Source organism: Amycolatopsis sp. NBC_00345 (genome assembly GCF_036116635.1).
Taxonomy (GTDB): domain Bacteria; phylum Actinomycetota; class Actinomycetes; order Mycobacteriales; family Pseudonocardiaceae; genus Amycolatopsis.
On sequence record NZ_CP107995.1, the window covers coordinates 8,390,554 to 8,415,512 of the forward strand.

The following is a 24,959-nucleotide window of genomic DNA, read 5'->3' on the forward strand; positions in this document are numbered from 1 at the left end:
AAGATCACGGACGTTGTGTACGGTGTTCGTGATGCGAGGCGCCTCCGCAGAACTTCCGCTCGCCACCGGTGCGCTGCCGGTGGTGCTGGAGCGTGCCCGTCAGCGTGTTGGTCAGCGGGTTGGCCAGAGCGTCCGTCAACTTGCCCGTCCGTGGGTGGCGCCGGTGGCGGCCGCCGTGGCGTCGGCGCTGGTGTTTTCGCTGGCCAGCAGCCATCTGATCGACGACACGTACATCACGCTCTCCTACGCGAAGAACCTCGCCTTCCACGGTCACTGGGGGCTGATCGAGCAAGGCACGGCGAACACCGCGACGTCGCCGCTGAACGTGCTCGCGCTCGCGGCCGTCACGTTTCTCCTGCGGGACCCCGTCACGGCGGCCGGGGTGGTCTTCGTGGCCGCGCAGGTGATGCTCGTGCTCGGCCTGCGCCGGCTGGCCGCGCGCGCCGGGCTGCCCGCCGTCTTCGCCCCGCTCGCGTTCGCGCTGCTGCTGGTGAACCCGCTGCTGATCTCGTCCGTCGGGCTCGAAGTGGCGCTGGGCGCGGCCGGGTCGGTGTGGGTGATGGTCTACGCGATCGAACGCCGTCCGGCCGCGCTCGGCCTCGCCGCCGGGCTGCTCACGCTCGTGCGGATCGACCTGCTGCTCGTGGCGCTGGTGGTGTTCGCCGCGCGCCGGACGTTCTGGGACGGCATCTGGCGCACCGCCTTCGCCGCGCTCGCCGTGACGCTGCCGTGGTTCGCGTTCAGCTGGTACGCGCTGGGCTCGGCGCTGCCGGACACAGTGGTCATCAAGATGACGCAACGCCCATGGGGGCCGTTCGGCTTCGCCGGCGGCCCGCTGCTGTACTGGCGCAACTTTCCCGCTGCCACAGCGATTTCCTTCCTACCGCTGTTGCTCGCCCTCGTCGCGGGTCTCGTGTGGACGGTCCAGTTCCGCCGCGGTTCCCCGGCGGCCAGGAAGCTCGCGCCGTTCGCCGCGCTGGCCGTGGCGGGCGCGCTGCACTACGCGGCGTACTCCTGGCTCGGCGTCCCGCCCTATCACTGGTACTACGCGCCGAGCATCATCAGCGCGACGATCTTCCTGGCGGCCTGCGCATGTGTGGTCCCGCAACGGTTTCGCGTCGGCGCCGGCGTGGCCGCGGGGCTGGTTTTCGCCGCCGCCGTCACGGTGTACGTGCAGCCTGGCCTGCCCCGCCGTTTCGCCCCGATCACCAGCAATCACGCGGCGTCGGACGAGTACCGCCGGATCGGCAGTCAGCTCTCAAGCCTGGTCAAGGACCGCACCGTGGAGAGCCCGGGGGAGGCCGGCGCGCTCGCCTACGCGTGCGGCTGCCGCCTGGTCGACCAGTTCTCCGACCGCGGCGCCGTCGACCCGGCGATCACCGAGACCAAGCGCCGCAGCGGTGAGCTGGGCCGCGCCCTGCTCGAGGCCAACTTCCACAACTTCGACCACAGCGTCGCGCCGACCAGCCCCGACCTCGTGCTGGCCACCACCCGCCAGGCGCCGCCGCCGTCCGCGCTGGCGAGCTGGACGATCGACTCGCCGTGGGTGGGCACCCAGCGGCTCTACCTGGTCCCCGCCTCACCCGCGAGCTGACGCCTGGCGAGCTGACGGCCGCCGGACGAGCCCGGCGAGCGTTCCCTCCCGGAACAGCACGACCTGCGTGACGACCTGCAGCAGCACAAAACACCCGATCCCCAGCACGGTGTCCAGCGCCGGCACGTCGTCCACCGGCAGCGAGTACGCCATGGTGACGCTCACGCCGCTGTGCGCCAGCCCGCCGACGCCCCAGACCACGGCGAGCACCCGCCACGCGCGGCGGAACGACGGCCGCGACTCCCACGCCTCGTCGAGCTTCTCGCCCCGGCCGGGCAGCAGGGCGCGGGCCATGTCGAACGTCACCGGGCGGCGGCCGACGAACAGGCTCGCCAACAGCCACAAGCCGCCCAGCGTGCTGAACCACGCGTTGCGCACCAGGAGCAGCCGGGCGTCGCCGGTCATCAGCGTCGTGACCAGCCCGACGGCGACGATCGCCAGCACGAACAGCCCCATGCCGTCCACTTTCCGCCGCACGACGGCGGTGTACAGCACCCGCAGCGCGGGCGGCAGGCCGCTCAGCACCAGCGCCCAGACGGACGGCACACCGAACGCCCGCAGCAGGTAGTACCCGCCGACGGGCGCCCCGACGTCGACGAGCAGTGCGAACGCTGAGGACCGGAAGTCTTTGCCCATGCGTCCAGTCTTCGACCGACGGCGCCCCGGAACCATCCGCAGCTCGGTCAACTGGCATCCACCGATCGGTTGACTACCAGCGCAAAAAAAGACTCGTGAGTGTTTATGACGGTTCTAACCGTCATAAACACTCACGAGTCAGTGGAGGTGGTGAGCTCAGATCGGCAGCTTCCGGAAGATCGGGCGCGGCACGTGCCGCAGCGCCGACATCACGAGCCGGAACTGCGCCGGGGCCCAGACCAGGTCCTTGCCGCAGCGGGCGGCGTCCACGGCGATGTCCGCCACCTGCTCGGCGGTCTGCGCCAGGGGGGCGTCCTTGAGCCCGGCCGTCATCTTGGTCTTCACGTGGCCCGGACGGACCACGGTGACCTGCACGCCGTGCGGCGCGAGCGCCTCGCCGAGGCCCAGGTAGAACCCGTCGAAGCCGGCCTTGGTGGAGCCGTAGACGAAGTTCGAGCGGCGGACGCGCTCACCGGCGACCGAGGACAGCGCCACGATCGTGCCGTGGCCCTGCGTCTTGAGCTTCGCGGCCAGCGCCACGCCCACCGACACGGCGGAGGCGTAGTTCACCGTGGCCGCCTCGACGGCCTTGGCGTGGTCCTGCCAGAGCTCCTCGGGGTCGCCGAGCAGGCCGAACGCGACCACGGCCACGTCGATGTCGCCACCGGCGAAGGCCTTCTCCAGCACGGCGGGGTGCGAGGCGGTGTCCTTGGCGTCGAACTCGACGGTCGACACCTCGGCGCCGCGGTCCTTGAGCCGCTGCACCGCCGCGTCGAGCCGCGGCGAGGGCCGCGCGGCCAGCACGACCCGCAGCGGCTTCTCCGCGAGGTACTTCTCCGCGATCGCCAGCGCGATGTCGGAGGTGCCGCCGAGCAGCAGCAGGGACTGGGGGTTGCCAACGGCGTCGATCACAGTGCGAGCCTCCGGCTCATGTCAGAGGCGAAAACGCCTTCGGGGTCAACGGAAGCGCGGACCTTGCGCCATTCCTCGAGCCGCGGGTACATCTTCGCGAACGTCTCCGCCGAGGTCCGCGAGTCCTTCGCGGTGTAGAGGCGCCCGCCCGCGGCGAGCACGTCGTCGTCCAGCTCCAGGCAGAACCGGCTCAGGTCGCCCTTGATCGGGAAGTCCACGCTGAGCATCCAGCCCGGCGAGGGCCACGACATGGGTGCCGGGTTGGCGTCGCCCATGCGCTTGAACACGTTGAGGAACGAGTAGTGCCCCGACTTCGAGATCTTCCGGCAGATGGCCTTGAGCTGCTCCTCCGCGCCGAACGGCACCGAGAACTGGTACTGCAGGAAGCCCTTGGCGCCGTAGCCGCGGTTCCACTCGCTGAGCATGTCCAGCGGGTGGTAGAACTGCGTCAGGTTCTGGATCTTGCCCCGGGCGCCCTTCTTGGGCACCGTCTGCTGCCACAGGTTGCCCATCATGGTCGAGGTCAGCTTGTTGACCAGCCCGCTCGGGAACACGTCGGGCAGCGTGAGCAGCTGCGGCGCGTCGAACTTCAACGGCTGGCTGCGCAGCTTCGGCGGCAGTTCGTCCAGCTTGGCGAGCGAGCCGCGGGAGAACGTGGCTCGGCCGAGGCGGCTGTCCGACGAGATCAGGTCCGGCACCGACATCGAGTAGTCGTAGGTCAGGTCCGAGCCGTCGGTGAACAGCGCGAGCGTCTCGTCGAGGTTCGCCGTGCGGTCGGCGTCCACCAGGAAGTACGCGGTCTCGGTCTTCTTCATCCGCACCGTGGCGCGGGTGATGATGCCGGTCAGGCCGATGCCCGCCACGGTCGCCCAGAACAGCTCCGCCTCGGGGCCTTCCGGGGTCAGCGTGTGCACCGTGCCGTCGGCGGTCAGCAGGTCCATCGACACCACGTGGTTGCCGAAGCTGCCCGCGGAGTGGTGGTTCTTGCCGTGGATGTCGTTGGCGATCGCGCCGCCGATCGTCACCTGGCGGGTGCCCGGCAGGACCGGCACCCACAGGCCGTGCGGCAGCGCTTCGCGCATCAGCTTGTCGAGGCTGACGCCGGCGTCGAGGTCGACCAGCCCGGAGTCGGGGTCGATCGAGTGGATGCGGTCCAGCACGGTCATGTCGACGACCAGGCCGCCGGCGTTCTGCGCGGGGTCGCCGTACGAGCGGCCGAGGCCGCGCGCGATGACCCCGCGGGGTCCGGCCGACGCGACCGCCTTGGCGATGGCTTCGACGTCGCGCGTGCTCAGGACGTCGGCGACGGTCCCGGCGGTGCGGCCCCAACCGGTGAGCGTGCGTCGCTGTGTCTCGGGTGCATGGGTCACCCACCCAGTAAACACAGTGGTGCGGCGCACCGCCGTTGAGGGTGGTGGTGGGGAGGTCGGACTGGGGGGTAGCCACGCCGAACACCGCCCGGAACGTCGCCCTGAAGTGACCGCTTCTACACTTTGCGAATCAAGGCACAAGCGTCCGAGCGTCAAAGTCGACACGGACTTGGACATCCAGAGACAACGACGCACCAAGCCGACGAGGTATTCCAGTGGTGGCTACAGAACCGCAGAGTGAGACGACGGTGCCCGCACCGTCGGGTCCCGGTCTGCTCGGGCAGCTCATCCGCTTCGGCCTGATCGGCGGCTTCTGCGCCCTCCTGGACCTGGGCACGTACTCGCTGCTCAGGGCCGTCGGGATGGACGCCGTCCCGTGGGTCACGGTCGCCCGTGCGATCAGCTTCATCGTGGGCACGACCACGGCGTTTTTCCTCAACCGCCGGTTCACCTTCTCCGGCGGGCGCCGCGAGGGCGGCACGCAGGTCGGCAGCTTCGTGCTGCTGTACGCGGTGACCTTCTTCGTCGCCGTCGGGATGAACCAGTGGATGCTGCACCTGCTTCCGGAGTCGGCGTGGAAGGCCACGCTCGGCTGGGTCGTGTCACAGGCGACGGCGACCGTGATCAATTTCGTCATGCTCAAGTGGGTCGTGTTTCGTGAGCGGCCGGTAAAGGAGAACTGAGTTCTATGCCCGGTAAAGCAGCCCCGGTCGCCGAGGCGGCCCCCGCAGGCGAGACCCGGTTCGCGGAGCACGCACCCGAAGGCCGGCTGACGGCCCAGCGCGGCCTGTACGCAGGCCCGGCGCCGATCGTCAGCAAGGACCTCTACGCCGAGCTCGAGTGGGGCTCCGCGGTGCGGGACCGCGGAGGGATCACCGTCGAGCCGTCGTCCAAGGTCTCCGGGAACACCTACTTCGGCCGGTTCCCGGCCAGCTACTGGCAGCGCTGGACCTCGGTGACCGAGGTTTCCGTCGAGGCCGTGGTGACCGGCGACGGGCTGCTGACCGTCGGCGCGTCCGACCTCGAGGGTGACGCCCGCGTGGCGAACGCCGAGGTCGTCACGGGCGCCAAGGCCAAGAAGGTGACGCTGAGCGCGAAGCTGGACAAGTTCCACGACGGTGGCGGTCTGTGGCTCGACCTGGAGACCGAGGCCGGCCAGTCGCTGCGCGTCGAGCAGGTCCGCTGGACCGTCGACGCCCCGGCGAAGATCCGCCCGACCGCCGTCACCATCTGCACCATGAACCGCGCCGACGACTGCCTGAAGAACCTCCAGGCGCTCGCCGCGGACGTCTCGTCGCTGGACACGCTCGACGCCATCTACGTCGCCGACCAGGGCACCGACCTGGTCGAGTCGCGCGACGGCTTCGCGCAGGTCGCGAAGGACCTCGGCGACAAGCTGCACTACATCAAGCAGCCCAACCTCGGCGGCGCCGGCGGCTTCACCCGCGGCCTGTTCGAGGTGGCCGGCCACACCGCCACCGAGCACGCGAACGTCCTGTTCATGGACGACGACGTGCTGCTGGAGCCGGACCTGGTCGTCCGGATGACCGCGTTCTCCAACCGCGCGGCCAACCCGATCATCGTCGGCGGCCAGATGCTGAACCTGCTGCACCCGAACCAGCTGCACGTCGGCGCCGAGTACGCCCGGCTGAACACGCTGGAGCCGGGCCAGCCGGTGCAGCACTCGCTGTCCACGGCCGACCTGCTGGGCGTCGACGAGGAGAGCCTCAAGCCCAACCGCCAGGAGCGCCGCCTCGACGCCGGGTACAACGGCTGGTGGTCGTGCCTGATCCCGTACGAGGTGGTCAAGGCCATCGGCTACCCGCTGCCGTTCTTCTTCCAGTGGGACGACGCCGAGTACTCCTACCGGGCCCGCGAGTACGGCTTCCCGACCGTCACGCTGCCGGGCGCCGGCGTGTGGCACGCGGACTTCCACTGGAAGGACTGGGACGAGTGGCACCGGTACTTCAACCTGCGCAACTCGATCATCACCGCCGCGCTGCACTCGCCGTTCAACCTGAACCTGCTCTCGCGCGTGCTGCTCGCGCAGCTGGTCCGCTACCTGCTGGGCATGCAGTACGGCCTGTCGGCCACGCTGATCAAGGCCGTCGAGGACTTCCTCGAGGGGCCGGAGGTCCTGCGTGACGGCGGCGTCGCGGCGATGAAGGAGATCCGCCGGATCCGCGAGCAGTACCCGGAGACCAAGCGGCACAAGGCCACCGACGTCCCGGGCATCGCGTCCAACGACATCGGCATCATCAACAGCGCGCCGCGGCCCAGCATGCAGCGGCTCGTGCTGATCAAGCGCGTGCTCGACCGCGTGCTCGGCCGCAGCCGCTTCGGCCTCGGCGCGGTGCCGATCGACGAGGCGCACTGGTGGCACATCGCGCTGTTCGACACGGCCGTGGTCACGGACGCTTCGCAGGAAGGCGTGCGCGTGCGCACGTACGACAAGGTGAAGATGTTCGAACTCGCCAAGCGCGGCGCGAAGACGATCCAGCGGCTGCGCAAGGAAGGCGCGGGGGTGCAGGAGCAGTACAAGCGCGCCATGCCCGAGCTGACCTCGCGGGACAACTGGAAGCGGCTCTACGAGCTGTAACCAAGCCTCGTGCTGAAGGCCACCCGCTCTCGTGGGTGGCCTTCAGTGCGTTCCGGCCAGGTTCGCGGAACTTAGGGTAGCCTAATTCCCGTGACGGATCTGGTGACTCAAGCCCGCGCCCTGGCCGACGACGTGCTGTTCCCGGCCGTGACCGAGGTGGACCGGACGGGCGTCGTGCCGCGCTCGCACTTCGCCGCGCTCGCCGCGGCTGGTCTCTACGGCCTGGCCGCCCCGGCCGAAGCGGGCGGCCCCGGCGCGTCGCTGCCCGAACTGGTCGGGGTGATCGAGGCACTGGCCGGCGGCTGCCTGAGCACGACGTTCACCTGGCTCCAGCACCACGGCCTCGTCTTCGGCCTGGCCGGGACCTCAAACGCCGGGCTGCGCGCGAAGTACCTGCCCGCCCTGATCGCGGGTGACCTGCGCGCGGGCGTCGCGTACGCCGGCGTGATCCCGACGCCGCCGCGCGTCCGCTCCGAACCTGTCGACGGCGGCTACCGCTTCCACGGCGAAGCCCCCTTCGTCAGCGGCTGGGGTGGCATCGACCTGCTGCAGCTCTCCGGCCGTGACGGCGACACGGTGGTGCACACCGTGGTGGAGCCGGTCGACGGCCCTGGGCTCACGGCCCACCCGCTGGCCCTGACGGCCGCCCAAGGCACCGCGACGGTCCGGCTCCAGCTGGATGGCTACTTCGTCCCCACCGAGCAGGTGCTCGCGGAAGTGCCGTACGCCGACTTCGTCAAGTCCAACACCTTCGCGTCCCGCCTGAACGGCTGCGCGCCCCTGGGCCTGGCCGAACGCTGCGCCCGCCTGCTCGTGGACGCGGGCGACCAGGAGTCGGCCGACGCGTTGCGCGCCGAGCAGCACCTGATCCGCACCCGCCTCGACGCCGCCCTCACCGACCCTCCGACGCTCCCGTCGGCCCGCGCCGCGGCGAGCGAGCTGGCCTACCGCAGCGCCGGCGCCCTCATCGCGGCCACCGGCAGCCGCGCCGTCCTGACCGGCTCCCACGCCGCCCGACTCGTCCGTGAAGCGACGTTCCTCCTGGTGGCCGGCAGCCGTCCGGAAATCCGCGCCGATCTGCTGGGCCTGGCCCTCCGGTAGCGGGCGTCGCCGGACTTCCGCAGGCCAGAACCACTGTCCGGCACAGCGAGTGTCCACCCGCGACGGTCACCCGGTCAGGCCGAACCTGCTCTTCCGGCTGAGGTCGTCGACGTACGCGGCGGCGACGTGGGCGAAGTTCACCGACACCGTGTTGCCGTCCTTCGTCTGTACAGAGTGGACGCCGCCGTGCTTGAGCAGGTCTGGGATCTTCTCTTGCACGGCAACGGATTCCTCGGCCGTCAGTGGGAACAGCAGCGGCTCTCCACCGGCGGCGAGGTGGAGGACGAGCGCGGACTTGGGATCTGCCATACCCCCATGGCACCAGCGTGTGATCACTGCGGCAAGCGGGTTCGCTGAGGGCGGAGCAGTTGGTCCTGTCCGCGTGCGCCGCACGGCGGGCGTCGGATACCGTTCCCTCCGCAACCGGACCTAGGGATGGGCGATGCCGTATTCGTTCTCGCTGTCGCTGGCGGCGGTGGACCTTCTGCTCGAGCAGTTTTCGCTCGGCCGGGCGCCGGTGCCGTTCGTGGTCCCGCACGTGGGCACCACCACCGAGCAGCGGCAGCAGGTCCGCGAGGCCGTGCTCCGCGACCTCGACGGCCGTGGCCTGCTCCGCCGCGGCCGCGTTGACGACGACGTGGAGCTGGCGCTGGCCACGTTCGCCCGCTCCGACCTCGCCGTGACCGCCGCCGCCCAGCTGGACGGCGAGCGGCTCTTCGCGCGGGTGGCGTCGAACGGCGCGTACGCGGTGCTGGTCAAGCAGGACGGCAACATGCTCGTCTTCGAGGAGACCCGTCCGACGGGCATCGTGCCCGCGATCGTCGACCTGCTCCCGCTGACACCCGCCGCGCCCGGCCAGTCCGTGACCATCGCGCGCCCCGCGAAGCAGGCCCGTCGCAGCGGAGGGTACGACCCGTTCGCGGGCGTCGAGGCGCCCCGCTCGCACAACCCGCAGCTACGCGCCGTCGAGCGGATCTTCGAGAAGCCGCGCACGCGCGTAGGCGAGTTCACCGTGCACATCCGGAACGGCAACGGCCGGGAAGCGACCTTCCCGCCGCTCGCCTGGTTCGACACCGAGGCCGGCCGCTACCTGCTCAGCACCCGCGACGCCAACGACGGCCAGCGCTGGCTCACCTACGCCCCCGCCGACAACGCGCGCCTCGCCCAGCAGCTGTATACGCAGCTCGAGGGCTATTCCTGAAACGACTGCCCCGGGCGTGGAAGGTCAGTAGACTGCCGACCATGAGCTTTGTGGCTGACCCTGGACAGGCGACCAACGCGCTCGCGGCCGGCGGGCTGAACACGCAGGCCATCGCGGCGGTCACGGCCGAAACCAGGAAACTGGTGGACGCCGCGAAGTCCGGTGGCTTCACCATCTCGGGCGAGGCGCTGAACGACCTGCGCAAGGCGCTCACGGACATGGGCACCCGCCTGGACGGCCTGAGGTCGGAGACGCAGGTCCTCGCCTCGGCGCCGCAGCTGGGCAGCCACCCGTACGGCCACACCGTCGCCGCGCACGACCAGAAGGGCGGCGCCGACACCACCGGCTCGGCCACCGTGGTGCTGGAGCAGTTCCGCCAGGTCCTCAAGGACGCCGACGAGGCGCTCGCCCGCGCCGCCGGGGTCTACACCGAGAACGAGGGCCAGGCCTTCGACGCCTCGAAGACCAAGGCCTGACGAGATGCCGGACCTGAGCGCCACCAAGCTGCCCGAGGGATGAGGGAATCCGCATGACCACGAACACACCGGGCCTGGCCCAGCAGCAGGCCGGCGCCCAGCACGTCACCCCGGTCGGCGACGTCGAGTACGTCAAGGGCCTGAATCCCTCCGACGCCGACTACCTCGGCCACGACCACGAGCAGCTGAAGGGCTTCGTCGAGACGAACCTCGACGCCAAGCAGGTCGCCGGCGTCTCCACCGCCTACTTCGACCTGCACAAGGCCTTCGAGGACTTCGCCACGCAGCTGAACGAGGCCGTCGCCAAGTCGAAGGGCTCCTGGGAGGGCGAGGCGGCCACGAACGCGCAGGCCTACTTCACCAGCCTCGGCAAGTGGGCCGACGCCAACTCGCAGAACGCGAAGCTCGCGTCGGAGACCATCGACGACCAGGGCACGGCGGCGCAGAACGCCAAGAACGCGATGACGGAGCCGGTCCCGTTCAACTGGGACGAAGAGTTCAACTCCTGGGCCACGGCGAACCCGCTCACCATGGGCGACACCATCGACAAGTCGCTGCAGAAGCAGAAGGACAGCCAGTCCGCGCACGAGCAGGCCGCCGAGACGATGTCCGGCTACGACAAGTCGCTCTACGCGGCCGCGTCCAAGCAGCCGGTGTTCGCGGACCCGCCGAAGTTCGGCGTCAGCGCGTCCACGAAGCCCGACGTCGTCCTGCCGTCGAGCAACGTTTCCGTCGACCAGCACCACGGCAGCGGCGGCGACACAGGCAGCAGCGTGAGCGTCCCGGGCGGCGGCGGTGCGGCCGCCGGCGGCGGATCGGCGCACCAGAGCAGTGGGGCGCTGACCGCCGGGCCCGGCCAGATGACGGGCTCCGGCCACCTGCCCGTCGCGGACAACAGCACCATGACGTCCAGCGCCGCCCCCGTGGCCAGCCAGCAGGGTGGCGGCCAGGGCGGCTCCGCGGCCGGCGGCATGGGCATGGGCCCGATGCCGATGGGCGGCGGCGGGTTCGGTGGCGGCGGCTTCGGCGGCGAGTCGGAGCACGAGACCAAGGTCGGCCGGGGCAGCGGCTCCTTCGGCCCCGGCCAGGGCGTCCCGGAAAACCCGAGCGCCGGCTCGGGTGGCGCGGCCCGGCCGGGCGGCATGGGCGCCGCCGAGGCGGCCGACGGTCGTGGCATGGGCGGCGCACCCGCCCGCCCCGGTCGTGGCATGGGCGCGGCGGCCTGGCGGAGCGAGGGCGACGACGGCGCCGATCGGGATGGTTCGGCGTTCCTCGAAGAGGTCGACCCGGACGACCTCTTCGGTTCCGACCTGCGGACCGCGCCGCCGGTCATAGGTGAGTAGCGGGGGCCCTACGCGTTTTTGCCTCGCCTTGTAGTGGTTTCTTTGGGAAACCACTACAAGGCGAGGCTGTTTGACGTAGGGCCGCCGGAGGGAGAAGTGCCCCGCCGTTTCGAGAACGGCGGGGCGGCCTGGCCGGGAGCGGGGTCGGAGCAGGGTCAGAGCGGCGTCAGTAGCGGTAGAACTTCTCCGCGCGTCCCTGCCGCACCAGCTTCAACCACTGCATGAACGCCTTCGGGTCCCGCTTCACACCCACGAAGTACAGCCCGAACCGCAGCACCTCGAGCGCGCCGATCTTGCGCATCCCGGGCTGGGACAGCAGGTAGCCGCGGTTGCGGTAGGTGTAGTAGCGCTTGACCTCGTTCTCCGGGTCCTGCGCGTGGAACTTGCCGCCCAGCATCGGCTTGAACTCGTCCGAGCCGTCCGGGTGCAGGTAGGTGGTGCGCAGCGAGGTGCCGAACGGCAGGCCCGAGCGGACGAGCCGGCGGTGCAGCTCCACCTCGTCGCCGCGGAAGAACAGGCGCAGGTCAGGCACGCCGGTGACGTCCAAAGTGGACGCACGGAACAGCGCGCCGTTCATCAGCGACGCGATGCCGGGCAGGAAGTCCGTGCCCAGCTCGGCCGACGAGCGCTTCCAGGTCAGGCCGCGGCGCAGCGGGAAGGCCAGCTGGGCCGGCGCGTCGATGTTCGCCACCACGGGCGAAACCTCCGCCAGGCCGCGCTTTTCGGCTTCCTCCAACAGGATCGCGAGCACGTTCTCGTCGGCGGGACGGCCGTCGTCGTCGGCGAGCCAGACCCATTCCGCGCCCATCGACAGCGCGTGCAGCATGCCCAGCGCGAACCCGCCGGCGCCACCGAGGTTCCGGTGCGACGGCAGGTACGTGCAGGGCAGCGGATACGACTCGACGACGTCGCGGGCCGACTGGTCCGGCCCGTTGTCGACCACGACGAGGTGGTCGACCGGGCGCGTCTGGGCCGCGATGATCTTCAGCGAGTCCGCGAGCAGCTCCCGCCGATGGCGGGTGACCACGACACCGACGACGGCGCCCTCGGGCAGCTGCTGCGTCTCGCTGGCCATCACACGCCGCCGTTCTTGACGGCCGCGGGCTCGATGCCGAGCCGCTCCAGGCCTTCCTGGCTCATGTTCTCGAACGGGTCGCGGCCCTTGTACGCGGTGAGCACCTCACGCAGCGAGCCCTGCTGCTTCACGTGCCCCTCGTCCATCCAGATGGCGGTGTCGCACAGCTCCATCAGGAACTCGTCGGAGTGGTTGGCGAAGACCAGGATGCCAGAGCGCTTCACCAGGTCCTTGAGCCGGTCGCGGGCCTTGTTCAGGAACGCCGCGTCGACGGCGCCGATGCCCTCGTCGAGGATCAGGATCTCCGGGTCGATCGAGGTGACCACGCCCAGCGCCAGCCGCACGCGCATACCCGTGGAGTACGTGCGCAGCGGCATCTGCAGGTAGTCGCCGAGTTCGGTGAACTCCGCGATGTCGTCGACCCGCTTCTCCATCTGCTTGGCGGACATACCGAGGAACAGGCCGCGGATGAGGATGTTCTCGATCCCGGAGATCTCCGGGTCCATGCCGATGCCCAGGTCGAACACCGGCGCGATGCGGCCGGTGATCCGGGAGGAGCCGCGGGTGGGCTCGTAGATCCCGGCGAGCAGCCGCAGCAGCGTGGACTTGCCCGCGCCGTTGTGGCCGACCAGGCCGACGCGGTCGCCGTCCTTGAGCGAGATCGACACGTCGTGCAGCGCCTCGATGATCGGCACCTTCTGGTCGGTGCCGATCTTGCCGCCGACCTTGCCGAGCACCCGCTTTTTCATCGACCGCGTCTTGGCGTCGAAAATCGGGAAGTCGACGTACGCGTTGTGGACGTCAATGCTGACCATGTGTCACACCCAATACGAGACGCGGGAGCGGTAATTGCGCATGGCGACCAGCGCCAGTGCCCAGCCGACGATCGTGAGCCCGCCGACGATGGCCCAGCTGGTCCAGCCGACGGCTTGCCCGATCAGCGGGGCCCGGGTCACCTGCATGTAGTGGTACAGCGGGTTGGCCTTGATGACCGGCAGGATCCAGTCGAGCTTCTGGCGCGAGCCGCCGGTCATCAGCTGGTCGACCGGCCAGACGATCGGCGTGCCGTAGAACATCAGCTGGATCAGCGAGTTGATCACCTGCGGGATGTCGCGGAAGCGGGTCGAGATGATGCCAAGCAGCAGCGCGGCCCAGCCCGCGGTCAGCGCCAGCAGGATGAAGCCCGGGATGGCGAGCAGGATGTTCCAGCTCAGGCCCGGGTGGCAGAACAGGCCCGGTGCGCACGCCCCGGGCGGGAAGCCTTCCTTGCTGCCCAGCGAGTACGGCTTGTCGAGGGCGCTGAAGAAGATGACCATCAGCACGACGTAGACGATCAGGTTGTGCGCCAGAAGCAGGATCTGGCGCCAGACCGTGCGCAGCACGTAAACGCTCAGCGGCGCGGGGAGTTGTTTGATCATCCCCTCGTTCGCGATGAACGTCTCCATGCCTTCGCTCAGGCAGCCCTGGATGAAGCCCCAGATGATGAAGCCGGTGGAGAGGTAGGGCAGGAACACCTGGATGGGCGTGTTGAACAGCTGTGAATACAGCAGGCCGAGGCCCAGCGCGATGACGCCCTGGCTGATGGTGATCCAGAACGGACCGATCACCGAGCGGCGGTAGCGCTGCTTGATGTCCTGCCAGCCCAGGTGGGTCCACAGCTCGCGGGCGGCGAGACCCTCCCTGATGTCGGCGATCGCCTTGGAGAACGTTTTGCGGTCCGACGCAGGCGGTACCGGTGTCGGAACCTCGGTTTCGGCTACGTGAACCGTGCTGGTCGCATGCACGAGGACGAGGGTACCGATGGGATGTGACGCCGTCGGGCCGCCCCGGCCCAGCCGCTGCGCGAACCGGGCGATACGGCACTGGGCGCAACGTGTGTCCTGGTAGTTTCTTGCCTTATGACTGCTGCTCTCAGTGCGGCGAGCTTGATGGTCGATCTTCTCGCGGCGTACGCCGACCGGTCCGACCCGCAGTCGGTGGCAGTGGTGGGCAACCAGCCGCTGCCGCCGGATCCGGCGCGGGCCAAGGCCGTGGACGACTGTGACCTCGTGATCCGGGTGAACGGCTTCATTGTCGACGAGCCGGACGGGCCCGAGACCACGGGCCGCAAGGTGCACGCGGTGGTTTTCAACCGCGCGCTGCGCGCCACCCCCCACGTCTTCCGCGACTACCGCAGGCGGCTCTACCTGCTGGTCGAGCCGGGGCGGCTGCACTGGGAGCCCGAGGCGGTCCCTGGCTGGTGGCCCGCGGACCTCGGCCCGGTGCCGGTGTCGAACCGCGACGTGGTGCTGCCGCTGTCCGACGAGCTCGGCCTGCCCTCGCGCACGGAGCCGACCTGGTCGACGACCGGCACGCTGGCCGCCTGGATCGCGCGGACCTCGTTCCCCGACGCGCAGCTGGTGCTCACCGGGTTCTCCTTCATCGACAACCCGGAGCAGACCTCGTGGGAGCACGCGGCGGGCGACTCCTGCATCGTGGGCCCCGAACACCAGATCGCCGCGGAGGGCAGGCTGCTGGACTCGTGGACGAAGACCGGAAACACCGTTCTCCTGCGCTGAGCGCACTCTGCCCAATTAACTCCAGGGCCCAATCGACTTCAGTGCCCAATTGACTTCAGTGCCCAATTGACTTCAGGGCCCAATGGACTTCAGTGCCCAATCCTTCAGGTACACCGCTAAGGAACCGTTCCCCATGGCAGTTCAGAAGATCCGCTCCGGCTTGATCGGCCGGTTCGCCCGGCTCATCGACTTCCGCATCGAAGAGCGGACGCGCGACGTCATCCGTGAGCTCAACCACCGCGTCAACGAGCTCGAGCACGCCACGGCCGACCACCGGCGCCGGCTCGACGGGGCCGAAAAGGGCCTCGGCGACGCGCAGGGCGACCTGCGCTGGACGCGTGCCGAGCTCGACCGGATCATCCCGCACATCGCCGCGCAGGAAGCGCAGCTGGAGACGCTGCGGGAGTCGCTGGTGCTGGTGCCGCGCGCCGATTCCGCCGAGACGGCGGACGCGCGTTCGCTGGTCGAAGAGATCCAGCGCCAGCACGCGCAGATCCGCATCCGGCTCGCCGGGATCTCCCGGTACGAGGACCGGCTGCGCCGCCTCGAAGAGGACCACCTGGCGCCGTCGGCTCAGTGACGCCGGACCTGCTCGCCCGCGACGCCACGGAGGCGGACGCGGAGCTGCTGCTGGCCTGGCGCAACGATCCGCGTACGCGGTTGGCTTCGCGCACGTCGGACGTGATTGCGCTGGAAGACCACGTGCGCTGGCTGCGCGGGGTGCTGGCGTCGCCGGACCGGCTTTTGCTGGTGGTCGAGGCGGCTGGCGAGCCGGTCGGCACGGTGCGGTTCGACGCCGTGCCTTTCGACACCGCGCGTTTCGACACCTCGCAGTTCGACACCTCTCAGTTCGACGCCGCGCGGTTCGACCGGGAGCGGCCGGGTGAGTGGGAGGTCAGCATCACCCTCGCACCGGAGAGCCGCGGTCGTGGCCTGGCGCGCGCTGTCCTTACCAAAGGTGAGCGGGTGCTGGCCGAACGTCAGGATGTGCGCGCGATTCTCGCCTCGGTGCATCGGGACAACGCGGCGTCGGCGGCGTTGTTCGAGCGCGCGGGCTACCGGGAGTCGGCGCCCGCCGGGGACGGCTTCCGGTGGCTGCGTAAGACTCATACGTGACCAGCACGCGCACCACCGGGAGGACGTCACCCATGTCCGAAGTCCGCATCGGCGCCCACCTCATCGGCCCGGACCGTCCGCCGTTCGTGATCGCCGAGATGTCCGGCAACCACAACGGGGACCTCGACCGCGCGCTGGCGATCGTGGACGCGATCGCCGACGCCGGCGCGCAGGCGGTCAAGTTGCAGACCTACCGGCCGGACACGATCACCATCGACGTCGACGGCCCGGCGTTCCGGATCGGCGACTCGCATTCCCTGTGGGGCGGGGAAAACCTGTACAAACTGTACGAAAAGGCGCACACCCCGTGGGAGTGGCACGAGCCGATCTTCGCCCGCGCCCGCTCGCGCGGCCTGGAGGTGTTCTCCAGCCCGTTCGACCCGACGGCCGTGGAGCTGCTGGAGTCGCTGGACGCGCCCGCGTACAAGATCGCGTCCTCGGAGATCGTCGACCTGCCGCTGATCGACCTGTGCGCGCGCACCGGGAAGCCGCTGATCATCTCGACCGGCATGGCGAGCGTCGCGGAGATCGACGCGGCCGTGCGCACGGCGCGCGACGCGGGCAACGACCAGCTGATCGTGCTCGGCTGCACGGCGAGCTACCCGGCGTCGCCGTCGGAGAGCAACCTGCGCGGCCTGCCGGTGCTGGCGGGCGTGACGGGGACCCTCGTCGGCCTCTCGGACCACACGCCGGGCATCGGGGCTCCGTTGGCGGCCGTCGCGATGGGCGCGGTCGCGATCGAGAAGCACGTGACGCTGGCGCGCGCGGACGGCGGCGTCGACTCGGAGTTCTCGCTGGAGCCCGCCGAGCTGGCGTCGCTGGTGGTGGAGAGCCACCGCGCGTGGGAGGCGCTGGGCCGTGCCGTGATCGGCCCGCGTGAGAGCGAGAAGGAGGGCCTGCGCCTGCGCCGCTCGCTCTACGTCGTCGAGGACGTGCGTGCGGGCGATCCGGTGACGAACGACAACGTCCGCTCGATCCGCCCCGCGGGCGGACTCGCCCCGGCCGAGATCACCACGGTGCTGGGCCGGGCGTTCCGCGTGGACGCCGCCAGGGGCACGGCGCTGACCTGGGACCTGATCTAGGACTCGTGAGTGTTCATGACGGTTCTAACCGTCATGAACACTCACGAGCTCTGTGGAGTCAGGCGCCGAAGAAGGCGCGCACTCCGTCCACGACCCGGTCGACGTCCGCGTCTGTCAGCGCCGGGAACAGCGGCAGTGACAACTCCTGCTCGTAGTACTGCTCGGCGTTCGGGCACAGGCCGCGGCGGTAGCCGAGGTCTTCGAACACCGGGTGCCAGTACACGGGGATGTAGTTGACCTGCACGCCGATGCCGAGGCCGCGCAGGTGGTCGAACAGCTCGCGACGGCGGCCGTCCAGCACCCGCAGCGGGTACAGGTGCCACACGGGGTCCGCGCCGTCGCGGGACGGCGGGGTCAGGACGCCATCGACGTCCGCCAGCGCGGCGTTGTAGCGCGCGTGGATCTCGGCGCGGCGCTTCTTGAACTCCGCCAAGCGCTTGAGCTGGCTGCTGCCCAGCGCGCACAACACGTCCGGCAGCCGGTAGTTCAGGCCGAACTCGTGCACCTCCTGGTGCCAGCCGCCCTCGTCCGGGGTGCGCTGCCGGGCCTTGTCCCGGACCAGGCCGTGGTTGCGGAAGCCCTGTGCCCTGGCCAGCAGCTCCGGCGAGGCCGTGACGACCGCGCCGCCCTCGGCCGTGGTGAGGTTCTTGGTGGGGAAGAAGGAGAACGTGGTCAGGTCGGCGATCGAGCCGACCAGACGGCCCTGCCATGCGCCGCCGACGGAGTGCGCGGCGTCCTCCAGCAGTAGCGCGCCCGCGTCGTGCGCGACACGGGCCAGCGCGTCCAGCTCCGCGGGGTGCCCGGCGTAGTCGACGGCGGCGACGACCTTCGTCCGCCCGGTCACGGCGGCCGCGGCGGCGTCCACCGCGAGGTTGCCGGTGTCCGGCTCGACGTCGGCGAACACGACCTTCGCGCCGTGCAGTGCGGCGGTGGCCGCGGTGGCGACGAACGTCATCGGTGACGTCACCACCTCGTCACCGGGCTTGATCGCGGCCGCGGCGTACGCGACGTGCAGCGCCGCCGTGCCCGAGGTGACCGCGACGGCCGGCGTGCCGCCGGTGTGCTCCGCCAGGTCGGCCTCGAACCGGGTCACGGCGGGCCCGGTGGTCAGCCAGTCGCCGCGCAGCACCTCGGTGACGGCGGCGATGTCCTCGTCGGTGACGGACTGGCGGCCGTAGGGCAGGAACGCGTTCCCGTCAGGCATATTGCTCGACCAGCTCGCGCAGTTCGTCCGCTTCGAGCCACAGGTCGTTGCTGTCCGAGCGGTAGGCGAAGCCCTCCGGCATGGGCTTGCCGTCGGCCGGCGGCTCGTAGCCCCAGCCCGCGAGGTGCGGCTGGACCACGTAGCGGTCGGGCAGCTGCACCGTCCGGCGCGCGTCGTCGGGGGCGATCATCTCCTCGTGCAGCTTCTCGCCCGGCCGCACGCCGACCTCGTGCATCGCCGAGCCCGGCGCGATGGCCTGGGCCAGGTCGACGAGCCGCATGCTCGGGATGCGCGGCACGTACAGCTCGCCGCCGTGCATCTGGTCGAACGAGTCGACCACGAACCGCACGGCCTGCGGCAGCGTGATCCAGAACCGCGTCATGTCCTTGTGCGTGATCGGCAGCGACTCGCCCTGCTCGGCGAGCTTGCGGAAGAACGGGATCACGCTGCCGCGCGAGCCCATCACGTTGCCGTAGCGCACCACGGAGAACCGCGTGGGGTGCGCGGCCGCGTAGTGGTTGCCGCTGATGAACATGCGGTCGGCGCACAGCTTCGTGGCGCCGTAGAGGTTGATCGGGCTGGAGGCCTTGTCGGTCGACAGCGCGACGACCTTCTTCACCCCGGTGTCGATCGCGGCCTCGATGACGTTCTGCGAGCCCATCACGTTGGTCTGGACGAATTCGAACGGGTTGTACTCACCGGTGTCCACCTGCTTGAGCGCGGCGGCGTGCACGACGTAGTCGACGCCGTGCATGGCGCGCTCGAGGCGGCGGCGGTCGCGCACGTCGCCGATGAACCAGCGCAGCCGCGGGTCGTCGTCGAAGAGCTGGCGCGCTTCGTACTGCTTGAGCTCGTCGCGGGAGAGCACGACCAGCCGGCTGGGGTTCAGTTCGGCCAGGGCATAGGCGATGAACGCCTTGCCGAAGGAGCCGGTCCCGCCGGTGAGCAGGATGCTGGAGCCATCCAGCTCGGACATCGGTGACCTCCGCGTTTCGGGGCTGTTGCCGCAGGCCATCATGTCACCCATGCGTGAAGGCCTCGGCGTCAACGCCGTGATCCAGGCCCGGTCCTCGTCCACCCGGCTGCCGGGCAAGGTGCTGCGGCCGCTCGCCGGGCGCAGTGTGCTCGGCTGGGTGGTGCGCGCGGCGGCGTCGGCACCCGGCGTCGACCAGGTCGTGGTGGCCACTTCGGACGCCGCGGACGACGACGCGGTGGCGGCCGAGGCCGAGCGGTGCGGGGCGCTCGTGGCGCGCGGACCGCTCGACGACGTGGTCGCGCGCTTCGGCGTGGCTTTGGACCGGTACCCGGCTGACGCCGTGATCAGGCTCACCGCCGACTGCCCGCTGGTGGACCCGGCCCTGATCGGCAGGCTGGCCGCTGTGTGGCGCGCGGAGCCGTCGCTCGACTACGTCAGCACGACGCTGGTCCGGACCCTGCCGCGCGGCTTCGACGCGGAGCTGGTGCGCGCGGAGGTGCTGACCGAGCAGGTCTCGTCCGCGGCGGGGCCGGACCGCGAGCACGTGACGTCCGCGATCTACCGGCAGCCCTCGCCGTACTCGTGCACCGGCGTGGTGGTGAGCCCGCCGGCCGACGACCTGCGGGTGACCCTCGACACGGCCGAGGACTGGGAGCTGATCTCAGCGGTCGTCGCGGAGCTGGGCGACCGGCCGGGGGAGTGGCGTTCCGTGGTGTCGCTGCTGCGCTCGCGGCCGGATCTGGTGGCGCTGAACGCGCACGTCGAGCAGAAGAAGGTCGGCCAGTGAGGCTGCTGCTTCGCGCCGACGCCTCTCCGACAATCGGCGCGGGCCACATCTCGCGGGTTGTCGCGTACGCGGAGCGCGCGGTGTCTCGCGGCTGGGAGGTGGCCTTCGCCGGAGACACGGACAACGCGGAGTGGCTGGCTTCGCGCCTCTCCGAGCTGTCGGTGTCGCGGCTGCCGGTGTCCTCGTGGGCGTCGCTGGCTTCCGGATTCGACGCTGTCCTGGTGGACCACTACGGGCTGGGTGACGTGCGGGCCGAGGTCAACGCCGCCGGCGCCGTGCTGGTGTCCATCGAGGACGACACCTTCGGCCGGCGGTCGGCGGACGTGGTCGTCGACAGCGGGTTCACGCCGTCGTCGCGGCCTGCGGACGGTTCGGGTGTTCTGCTGCGCGGTGTCGAGTTCACGGCGCTTCGCGACGTCGTGCTGCGTACGCGCGCTCTGCGTGCTTCGCGGACTCCTGGCTCGCCCCCGCACGTCACCGTCGTCCTGGGCGGGGGCGCCGAGTGGGCGTCGACGGTGTCCTCACTGCTACGCGCGCTTCGCGACACGTCGTTGCCCTTCACCGCCGACGCCCTCGTCCGCGGCGAGCCCTCGGTGCCGTCCTTGGTGGATGGCCAGTCGATCCGCGTCGCCGCCCCGCACTCGGGCCTACTGGACCTGCTGGCGACGACGGACGTCGCGATCAGCGCCGCGGGTGTCACCTTCCTGGAGCTGTGCTGCCTCGGCGTCCCGACGGCGGCGCTGCAACTCGTGGACAACCAGGCGCCGGGTTACCGCGCCGCCCTCTCCTTGGGCCTCGCCACGGGCGTGGGCGACGCGGCCACGCTGGACGCCCGCCTTCCGTCGGTGACCGATGCCTTGCGGGAGCTGCTGTCGGACGCCTCGCTGCGGGCTGCTTTGACTAAGTCCGCTATGTCTACTGTGGACGGTTTGGGTGCGGACCGCGTGCTCGACGTCGTCGCCTCGTTGTAAGGGACGCCCATGGACTTGGCGGAGATCTTCGGCACCGAATGCGCCGAGCCGCAGACGATCGACTGGGCGGAGGTCGAAGCCGCCTACGGCGCCCCGCTGCCCGCCGACTACCGCGCCTACGCCGACGCCTACCCGGCGTTGGAGCTGGACTCGCAGTTCGTCATCCGCCACCCGTTGAGCAAGAACACGACGTCGAAGCTCGTCGAGTGCGGGAAGGACGTGCTCGAGGCGTTCGCTGGAGGGCGTCGCGAGTTCCCGGAAGCGGTGCCCTACCCGTTGTTCCCCGAGCCCGGTGGCCTGCTGCCCTGGGGCTCCGACTACGACGGCGCGGACTACTTCTGGCGCACCGCCGGGCGGCCGGGCGAATGGACGATCGCCGTGTTCGAGAGCGCGGAGTGGTGGGAGTTCCCCGGGGGTTTCGGCGCGTTCTGGACCGAGCTGGCAGCCGGGCGGATCGACAGCCCGGTGATCGCGGAGGGCTACCTCAGGCCCGGGTACTCCGTGCGGTGCGTAGGCGACTGAAAAGTCCGCGATCGAGGACCGTAACCGTCCTCGACCCGCCCTAGCGTGAGCGGCATGAGCAACGACCTCACGCCCTTCCTCGTAGCCGTCCCGCAAGCTGACCTCGACGAACTCGGGCGGCGGCTCGCGAGCACGCGGTGGCCCGACCAGATCGACGACCCGGGCTGGGAGCTGGGGATCCCCGTCGACGCGGTGCGGGAGCTGGCGGAGTACTGGCGGCTGGGCTTCGACTGGCGGGCGCAGGAGGAGCGGATCAACGCGTTTCCCCAGTTCACCACTGCCATCGACGGCGCGAACATCCACTTCCTGCACGTTCGCTCGCCCGAGCCGGAGGCCACGCCGCTGGTGCTGACGCACGGGTGGCCCGGCTCGATCGTCGAGTTCCTGGACGTCATCGGGCCGCTCACGGACCCCCGCGCGTACGGCGGGGACCCGGCGGACGCGTTCCACGTCGTGGCGCCGTCGATTCCCGGGTTCGCGTTCTCGGGGCCGACGAAGGACCGGGGGTGGGGGCCGTCGCGGGGCGCGCGGGCGTGGGCGGAGCTGATGACGCGCCTCGGGTACGAGCGGTTCGGCACCCACGGCGGCGACTGGGGCGCCCTGATCTCACGCGAGCTCGCCGTCCAGTTCCCGGAGCGGGTGCTCGGCGCGCACGTGACGATGCTGCCGACGGCCGTCACGCGGAGTGAGGCCGACTTGGAGGGCCTCTCCGGCGCCGAGCTGGCCAAGGCGGAGCGGTCGCTGGGGAAGTCGCGGGCGTTCCAGTACACCGGCACGGGTTACGCGATGATCCAGTCCACCAAGCCGCAAACGCTTGCGTACGGCCTCACCGACTCACCCGCGGGCCAGCTGGCGTGGATCGCGGAGAAGTTCCGCTCGTTCTCGAACGCCGACCACGACGTGATCGACCGCGACGACCTGCTCGCCGACGTCTCGATCTACTGGTTCACCGGCACGGCCAACTCGTCCGCCCGGATCTACGCCGACCTCGAAGGCGCGTGGGGCGCGCCGGTCCCGCCCAGCACCGTGCCCACCGGCGTCGCCGTGTTCCCCGACGACATCGGCCTGCCGCTGCGCCACCTCGCCGAGCGCGCGGACAAGATCGTCCACTGGACGGAGTTCGACCGCGGCGGCCACTTCCCGGCGCTCGAACAGCCCGACTTCCTGATCGGCGACCTGCGGAAGTTCTTCGCCGCCTTGTGACGCCTCAGCTGAGCCGCCCTGAAGGCCACCATACGGACGGGTATAGCCGCTGACCTGGTCAGACACGGCTATTGCTTCGGCGTGGCGCCACCCTCGATCCTCATCGCCCGTGTACCGGTACGCACCGGGTACGCGGGAGGGTGACTAGAGCCGACAGGCGCTGTCAGCCACAGTCAGACGTTTTGCCTGGTTAACGGGGGGGGGTGACACCCCGCGCCCAGGCCAGCGACCGGTGCCGCCCTGAAGGCCACCATGAGGGTCGTACCTGCCCTCATGGTGGCCTTCAGGGCACGAAAATCAGAGATCAGAGGTACTGCCCGGTCCCGGTGATCCCCGGCCCGTGGCCTTCGGAGCCCGGCCGCCCCGGCATGGCCGCCGGCGAAGAACCCGCCGGCAGGCCCCGGCGCATCTGCTCCAGCTGGACCCGCGCGGCCATCTGCTGGGCGAACAGCGCCGTCTGGATGCCGTGGAACAGGCCTTCCAGCCAGCCGACCAGCTGGGCCTGCGCGATCCGCAGCTCGGCGTCCGAGGGGGTCGAGTTCTCGTTGAACGGGTGGACGAGGCGTTCCAGCTCGTCCTTCAGCTCCGGGGCCAGCGCCTGCTGCAGCTCGCGGACGGAGGTCTGGTGGATCTCGCGGACGCGGTTGCGGCTCGCGTCGTCCAGCGGCGCGGCGCGGACCTCCTCCAGCAGCTGCTTGATCATGGTGCCGATGCGCATGACCTTGGCCGGTTCTTCGACCAGGTCGCCCATGCCCTCGACTTCTTCGCCCTCGAGCGGCAGCTGCGCGGCGCCGACCGGGACCCCGTCCGGCCCGACGACCATTACGTGGGGTGAAGAATCGGCTCCCGCGTTACCGGCTGTGCCCGATTCCCGGTAGTTCGGCTCGCTCATGTGCTCCATCCCCGTTGCTGACTCGTGGTGCAGGTCCGAGGGTAGCGGCAATCCGGCGGCGGGGTCGGCTCCCACCCAACCCCGAGGAAACCGCGAAACCGCACGTCCGTACGGTGTCCACATGGCGTTTGACGTCGCTCGCATCCGTGGGTTGTTCCCCGCGCTGGGTGACGGCTGGATTCACTTCGACGGCGCCGCCGGAATGCTGGTCCCGGAACAGGTCGCCTCGGCCGTGTCCACGGCGATGCGTGCCCCGGTGTCCGGGCCGGGCGGAGCGTTTCCGGCCTCACAGCGTGCGGAGAGCATTGTCACCGCGGCTCGGCGGGCCGTGGCAGATCTGGTCGGGGCGGAACCGGCCTCCGTTGTGCTCGGTCCCAGCGCGCCCGTCATGCTGCGCCGGCTCGTCGACGCGCTCGCCGAGCGCTGGACGATCGGCGACGAGGTCGTCGTGTCCCGCCTCGACGAGCAGGCGAACCTCGCGCCGTGGCAGCGCGCCGCGAAGCGCGTGGGCGCCGTGGTGCGCTGGGGCGAGATCGACATCGAGACATGCGAGCTGCCCGCGTGGCAGTACGAGAACCTGGTGTCCGCGCGGACGAAGGCGGTCACCGTGACGCTGGCGTCAGGGTCCGTCGGGACCCGGCCGGACGTGCCGACGGTGATCGAGTTCGCCAAGCGCGTCGGCGCGCTGGTGGTGGTGGACGCGACGTACGCGGCGCCGTTCGTGCCGCTCGACCTCGCCGAGCTGGGCGCGGACGTGATGGTCGTGTCCGCGCAGGCGTGGGGCGGGCCGTCGGTGGGCGCGCTGGTGTTCCGCGACCCGGAGATGCTTGAACGGATCTCGTCGGTTTCGCTCGACCCGGGCGCGCGCGGCCCGGCCCGGCTGGAGCTGGGGCCGCACGCGCACCCGCTGCTCGCGGGCCTCGTCGCGTCGATCGACTACCTCGCCGGCCTCGACGACGCGGCCTCCGGCTCCCGGCGCGAGCGGCTCGTGACGTCGCTGGGCTCGGCCAAGTCGTACCACGCCGGGCTGCTGGCCCAGCTGTCCACGGAGCTGCGCTCGCTGCGGCACATCATGGTGATCGGCGACGCGATGCGCCGTATCCCCGCGCTCGCCTTCGCCGTCGCCGGCAAGAAGTCGCCGGAGGTCGCGGAGTACCTGGCGTCGCAGGGCTTGTGCGCCTTCGCCGACGACGGTTCCAGCGGCGTCTTCGCGTCGCTGGGCGTCGGCGAGGTGGGCGGGGCGGTGCGCATCGGGCTCGCGCACTACTCCAACGTCTTCGAGATCAACCAGCTGGTGCGGGTACTCGAAGAACTCCGCTGACTACCGCTCGTTTGCGGCGG

Annotated in this window: 26 protein-coding genes; 16 read left to right on the forward strand and 10 right to left on the reverse strand. The window is 70.4% G+C overall.

Going from position 1 to position 24,959, the window contains the following annotated elements:
- The first annotated feature begins 31 nt into the window (after positions 1-31).
- Positions 32-1,594: a hypothetical protein gene (locus OG943_RS37900; RefSeq protein ID WP_442874626.1), complete on the forward strand. Its 1,563-nt coding sequence runs from the start codon at positions 32-34 to the stop codon at positions 1,592-1,594.
- Here the strand turns inward: OG943_RS37900 and OG943_RS37905 are convergent.
- The 3 genes from OG943_RS37905 to OG943_RS37915 form a co-directional block, all read right to left on the reverse strand.
- Entirely contained in the window at positions 1,580-2,230 is a 651-nt protein-coding gene (locus OG943_RS37905; protein ID WP_328605727.1) for a VC0807 family protein, read from the reverse strand. The two genes, OG943_RS37900 and OG943_RS37905, sit on opposite strands and share 15 nt — an antisense overlap.
- A 156-nt stretch (positions 2,231-2,386) precedes the next feature.
- Complete coding sequence (locus OG943_RS37910; RefSeq protein WP_328605728.1) at positions 2,387-3,142, reverse strand: decaprenylphospho-beta-D-erythro-pentofuranosid-2-ulose 2-reductase; 756 nt, start codon at positions 3,140-3,142, stop codon at positions 2,387-2,389.
- Entirely contained in the window at positions 3,139-4,512 is a 1,374-nt protein-coding gene (locus OG943_RS37915; RefSeq protein ID WP_328605729.1) for an FAD-binding oxidoreductase, read from the reverse strand. Before OG943_RS37915 ends, OG943_RS37910 begins: the two co-directional genes overlap by 4 nt.
- A gap of 215 nt (positions 4,513-4,727) precedes the next feature.
- Here OG943_RS37915 and OG943_RS37920 point away from each other — a divergent pair, with 215 nt between their 5' ends.
- The 3 genes from OG943_RS37920 to OG943_RS37930 all read left to right on the forward strand — a co-directional run bounded on the left by OG943_RS37920 (position 4,728) and on the right by OG943_RS37930 (position 8,212).
- Positions 4,728-5,195 (forward strand): GtrA family protein, encoded by a 468-nt coding sequence (locus tag OG943_RS37920; RefSeq protein ID WP_328605730.1) that lies wholly within the window; start codon positions 4,728-4,730, stop codon positions 5,193-5,195.
- 5 nt (positions 5,196-5,200) lie between these two features.
- On the forward strand, positions 5,201-7,111 hold the full coding sequence (locus OG943_RS37925) for a glycosyltransferase (protein WP_328605731.1): 1,911 nt from the start codon (positions 5,201-5,203) through the stop codon (positions 7,109-7,111).
- Between the two features lie 90 nt (positions 7,112-7,201).
- Complete coding sequence (locus tag OG943_RS37930; protein WP_328605732.1) at positions 7,202-8,212, forward strand: acyl-CoA dehydrogenase family protein; 1,011 nt, start codon at positions 7,202-7,204, stop codon at positions 8,210-8,212.
- A 66-nt stretch (positions 8,213-8,278) separates the two neighbouring features.
- Here OG943_RS37930 and OG943_RS37935 read toward each other — a convergent pair whose 3' ends face one another.
- The gene (locus OG943_RS37935; RefSeq protein ID WP_328605733.1) at positions 8,279-8,521 is read right to left on the reverse strand and encodes a hypothetical protein; all 243 of its coding nucleotides are present in this window, start codon (positions 8,519-8,521) and stop codon (positions 8,279-8,281) included.
- 133 nt (positions 8,522-8,654) lie between these two features.
- Between OG943_RS37935 and OG943_RS37940 the strand changes: the two genes are divergently transcribed.
- Genes OG943_RS37940 through OG943_RS37950 form a run of 3 tightly spaced genes read left to right on the forward strand, consistent with a single transcriptional unit; the run spans position 8,655 to position 11,232 of the window.
- Entirely contained in the window at positions 8,655-9,413 is a 759-nt protein-coding gene (locus OG943_RS37940) for an ESX secretion-associated protein EspG (RefSeq protein ID WP_328605734.1), read from the forward strand.
- Positions 9,414-9,454: 41 nt separating this feature from the next.
- A complete protein-coding gene (locus OG943_RS37945; RefSeq protein WP_328605735.1) occupies positions 9,455-9,889 on the forward strand; it encodes a hypothetical protein in 435 nt (144 codons plus the stop codon).
- Between the two features lie 53 nt (positions 9,890-9,942).
- Positions 9,943-11,232 carry a hypothetical protein gene (locus OG943_RS37950; RefSeq protein WP_328605736.1) on the forward strand — a complete coding sequence of 430 codons (1,290 nt, stop codon included), beginning with the start codon at positions 9,943-9,945 and terminating at the stop codon, positions 11,230-11,232.
- Positions 11,233-11,398: 166 nt separating this feature from the next.
- On the opposite strand, the gene glfT1 is transcribed toward OG943_RS37950, so the two are convergent.
- Genes glfT1 through wzm form a run of 3 tightly spaced genes read right to left on the reverse strand, consistent with a single transcriptional unit; the run spans position 11,399 to position 14,091 of the window.
- Positions 11,399-12,307, reverse strand: coding sequence for a galactofuranosyltransferase GlfT1 (gene glfT1, locus OG943_RS37955; protein ID WP_328605737.1), 909 nt, complete (start codon positions 12,305-12,307; stop codon positions 11,399-11,401).
- Complete coding sequence (wzt, locus tag OG943_RS37960; RefSeq protein ID WP_328605738.1) at positions 12,307-13,122, reverse strand: galactan export ABC transporter ATP-binding subunit Wzt/RfbE; 816 nt, start codon at positions 13,120-13,122, stop codon at positions 12,307-12,309. Before wzt ends, glfT1 begins: the two co-directional genes overlap by 1 nt.
- 3 nt (positions 13,123-13,125) lie before the next feature.
- Positions 13,126-14,091, reverse strand: a complete 966-nt coding sequence (gene wzm, locus OG943_RS37965; protein ID WP_328605739.1) for a galactan export ABC transporter permease subunit Wzm/RfbD — start codon at positions 14,089-14,091, stop codon at positions 13,126-13,128.
- Positions 14,092-14,235: 144 nt separating this feature from the next.
- Here wzm and OG943_RS37970 point away from each other — a divergent pair, with 144 nt between their 5' ends.
- The 4 genes from OG943_RS37970 (at position 14,236) to pseI (ending at position 17,063) form a co-directional block, all read left to right on the forward strand.
- The gene (locus OG943_RS37970) at positions 14,236-14,865 is read left to right on the forward strand and encodes a hypothetical protein (protein ID WP_328612257.1); all 630 of its coding nucleotides are present in this window, start codon (positions 14,236-14,238) and stop codon (positions 14,863-14,865) included.
- Between the two features lie 133 nt (positions 14,866-14,998).
- Positions 14,999-15,445: a hypothetical protein gene (locus tag OG943_RS37975; RefSeq protein ID WP_328605740.1), complete on the forward strand. Its 447-nt coding sequence runs from the start codon at positions 14,999-15,001 to the stop codon at positions 15,443-15,445.
- Positions 15,442-15,981, forward strand: a complete 540-nt coding sequence (locus OG943_RS37980) for a GNAT family N-acetyltransferase (protein WP_328605741.1) — start codon at positions 15,442-15,444, stop codon at positions 15,979-15,981. Before OG943_RS37975 ends, OG943_RS37980 begins: the two co-directional genes overlap by 4 nt.
- Before the next feature lie 32 nt (positions 15,982-16,013).
- The gene (gene pseI, locus OG943_RS37985; protein ID WP_328605742.1) at positions 16,014-17,063 is read left to right on the forward strand and encodes a pseudaminic acid synthase; all 1,050 of its coding nucleotides are present in this window, start codon (positions 16,014-16,016) and stop codon (positions 17,061-17,063) included.
- Between the two features lie 58 nt (positions 17,064-17,121).
- On the opposite strand, the gene OG943_RS37990 is transcribed toward pseI, so the two are convergent.
- Both OG943_RS37990 and pseB read right to left on the reverse strand, forming a co-directional pair.
- Entirely contained in the window at positions 17,122-18,267 is a 1,146-nt protein-coding gene (locus OG943_RS37990; protein WP_328605743.1) for a DegT/DnrJ/EryC1/StrS family aminotransferase, read from the reverse strand.
- Positions 18,260-19,243 carry a UDP-N-acetylglucosamine 4,6-dehydratase (inverting) gene (gene pseB / locus OG943_RS37995; RefSeq protein WP_328605744.1) on the reverse strand — a complete coding sequence of 328 codons (984 nt, stop codon included), beginning with the start codon at positions 19,241-19,243 and terminating at the stop codon, positions 18,260-18,262. The genes OG943_RS37990 and pseB overlap by 8 nt, the downstream gene beginning before the upstream one ends.
- Before the next feature lie 40 nt (positions 19,244-19,283).
- Here pseB and OG943_RS38000 point away from each other — a divergent pair, with 40 nt between their 5' ends.
- The 4 genes from OG943_RS38000 to OG943_RS38015 are packed head-to-tail and all read left to right on the forward strand — an operon-like array spanning position 19,284 to position 22,726.
- A complete protein-coding gene (locus OG943_RS38000) occupies positions 19,284-20,030 on the forward strand; it encodes a cytidylyltransferase domain-containing protein (RefSeq protein ID WP_442874833.1) in 747 nt (248 codons plus the stop codon).
- Positions 20,027-21,001, forward strand: coding sequence for a PseG/SpsG family protein (locus tag OG943_RS38005; RefSeq protein WP_328605746.1), 975 nt, complete (start codon positions 20,027-20,029; stop codon positions 20,999-21,001). The genes OG943_RS38000 and OG943_RS38005 overlap by 4 nt, the downstream gene beginning before the upstream one ends.
- Before the next feature lie 9 nt (positions 21,002-21,010).
- Positions 21,011-21,523 (forward strand): hypothetical protein, encoded by a 513-nt coding sequence (locus OG943_RS38010; RefSeq protein WP_328605747.1) that lies wholly within the window; start codon positions 21,011-21,013, stop codon positions 21,521-21,523.
- Between the two features lie 54 nt (positions 21,524-21,577).
- Complete coding sequence (locus OG943_RS38015) at positions 21,578-22,726, forward strand: epoxide hydrolase family protein (protein ID WP_328605748.1); 1,149 nt, start codon at positions 21,578-21,580, stop codon at positions 22,724-22,726.
- A gap of 304 nt (positions 22,727-23,030) precedes the next feature.
- On the opposite strand, the gene OG943_RS38020 is transcribed toward OG943_RS38015, so the two are convergent.
- Entirely contained in the window at positions 23,031-23,627 is a 597-nt protein-coding gene (locus tag OG943_RS38020) for a bacterial proteasome activator family protein (RefSeq protein ID WP_328605749.1), read from the reverse strand.
- Between the two features lie 112 nt (positions 23,628-23,739).
- Between OG943_RS38020 and OG943_RS38025 the strand changes: the two genes are divergently transcribed.
- Entirely contained in the window at positions 23,740-24,939 is a 1,200-nt protein-coding gene (locus OG943_RS38025) for a cysteine desulfurase-like protein (RefSeq protein ID WP_328605750.1), read from the forward strand.
- The last annotated feature ends 20 nt before the right edge of the window (positions 24,940-24,959 follow it).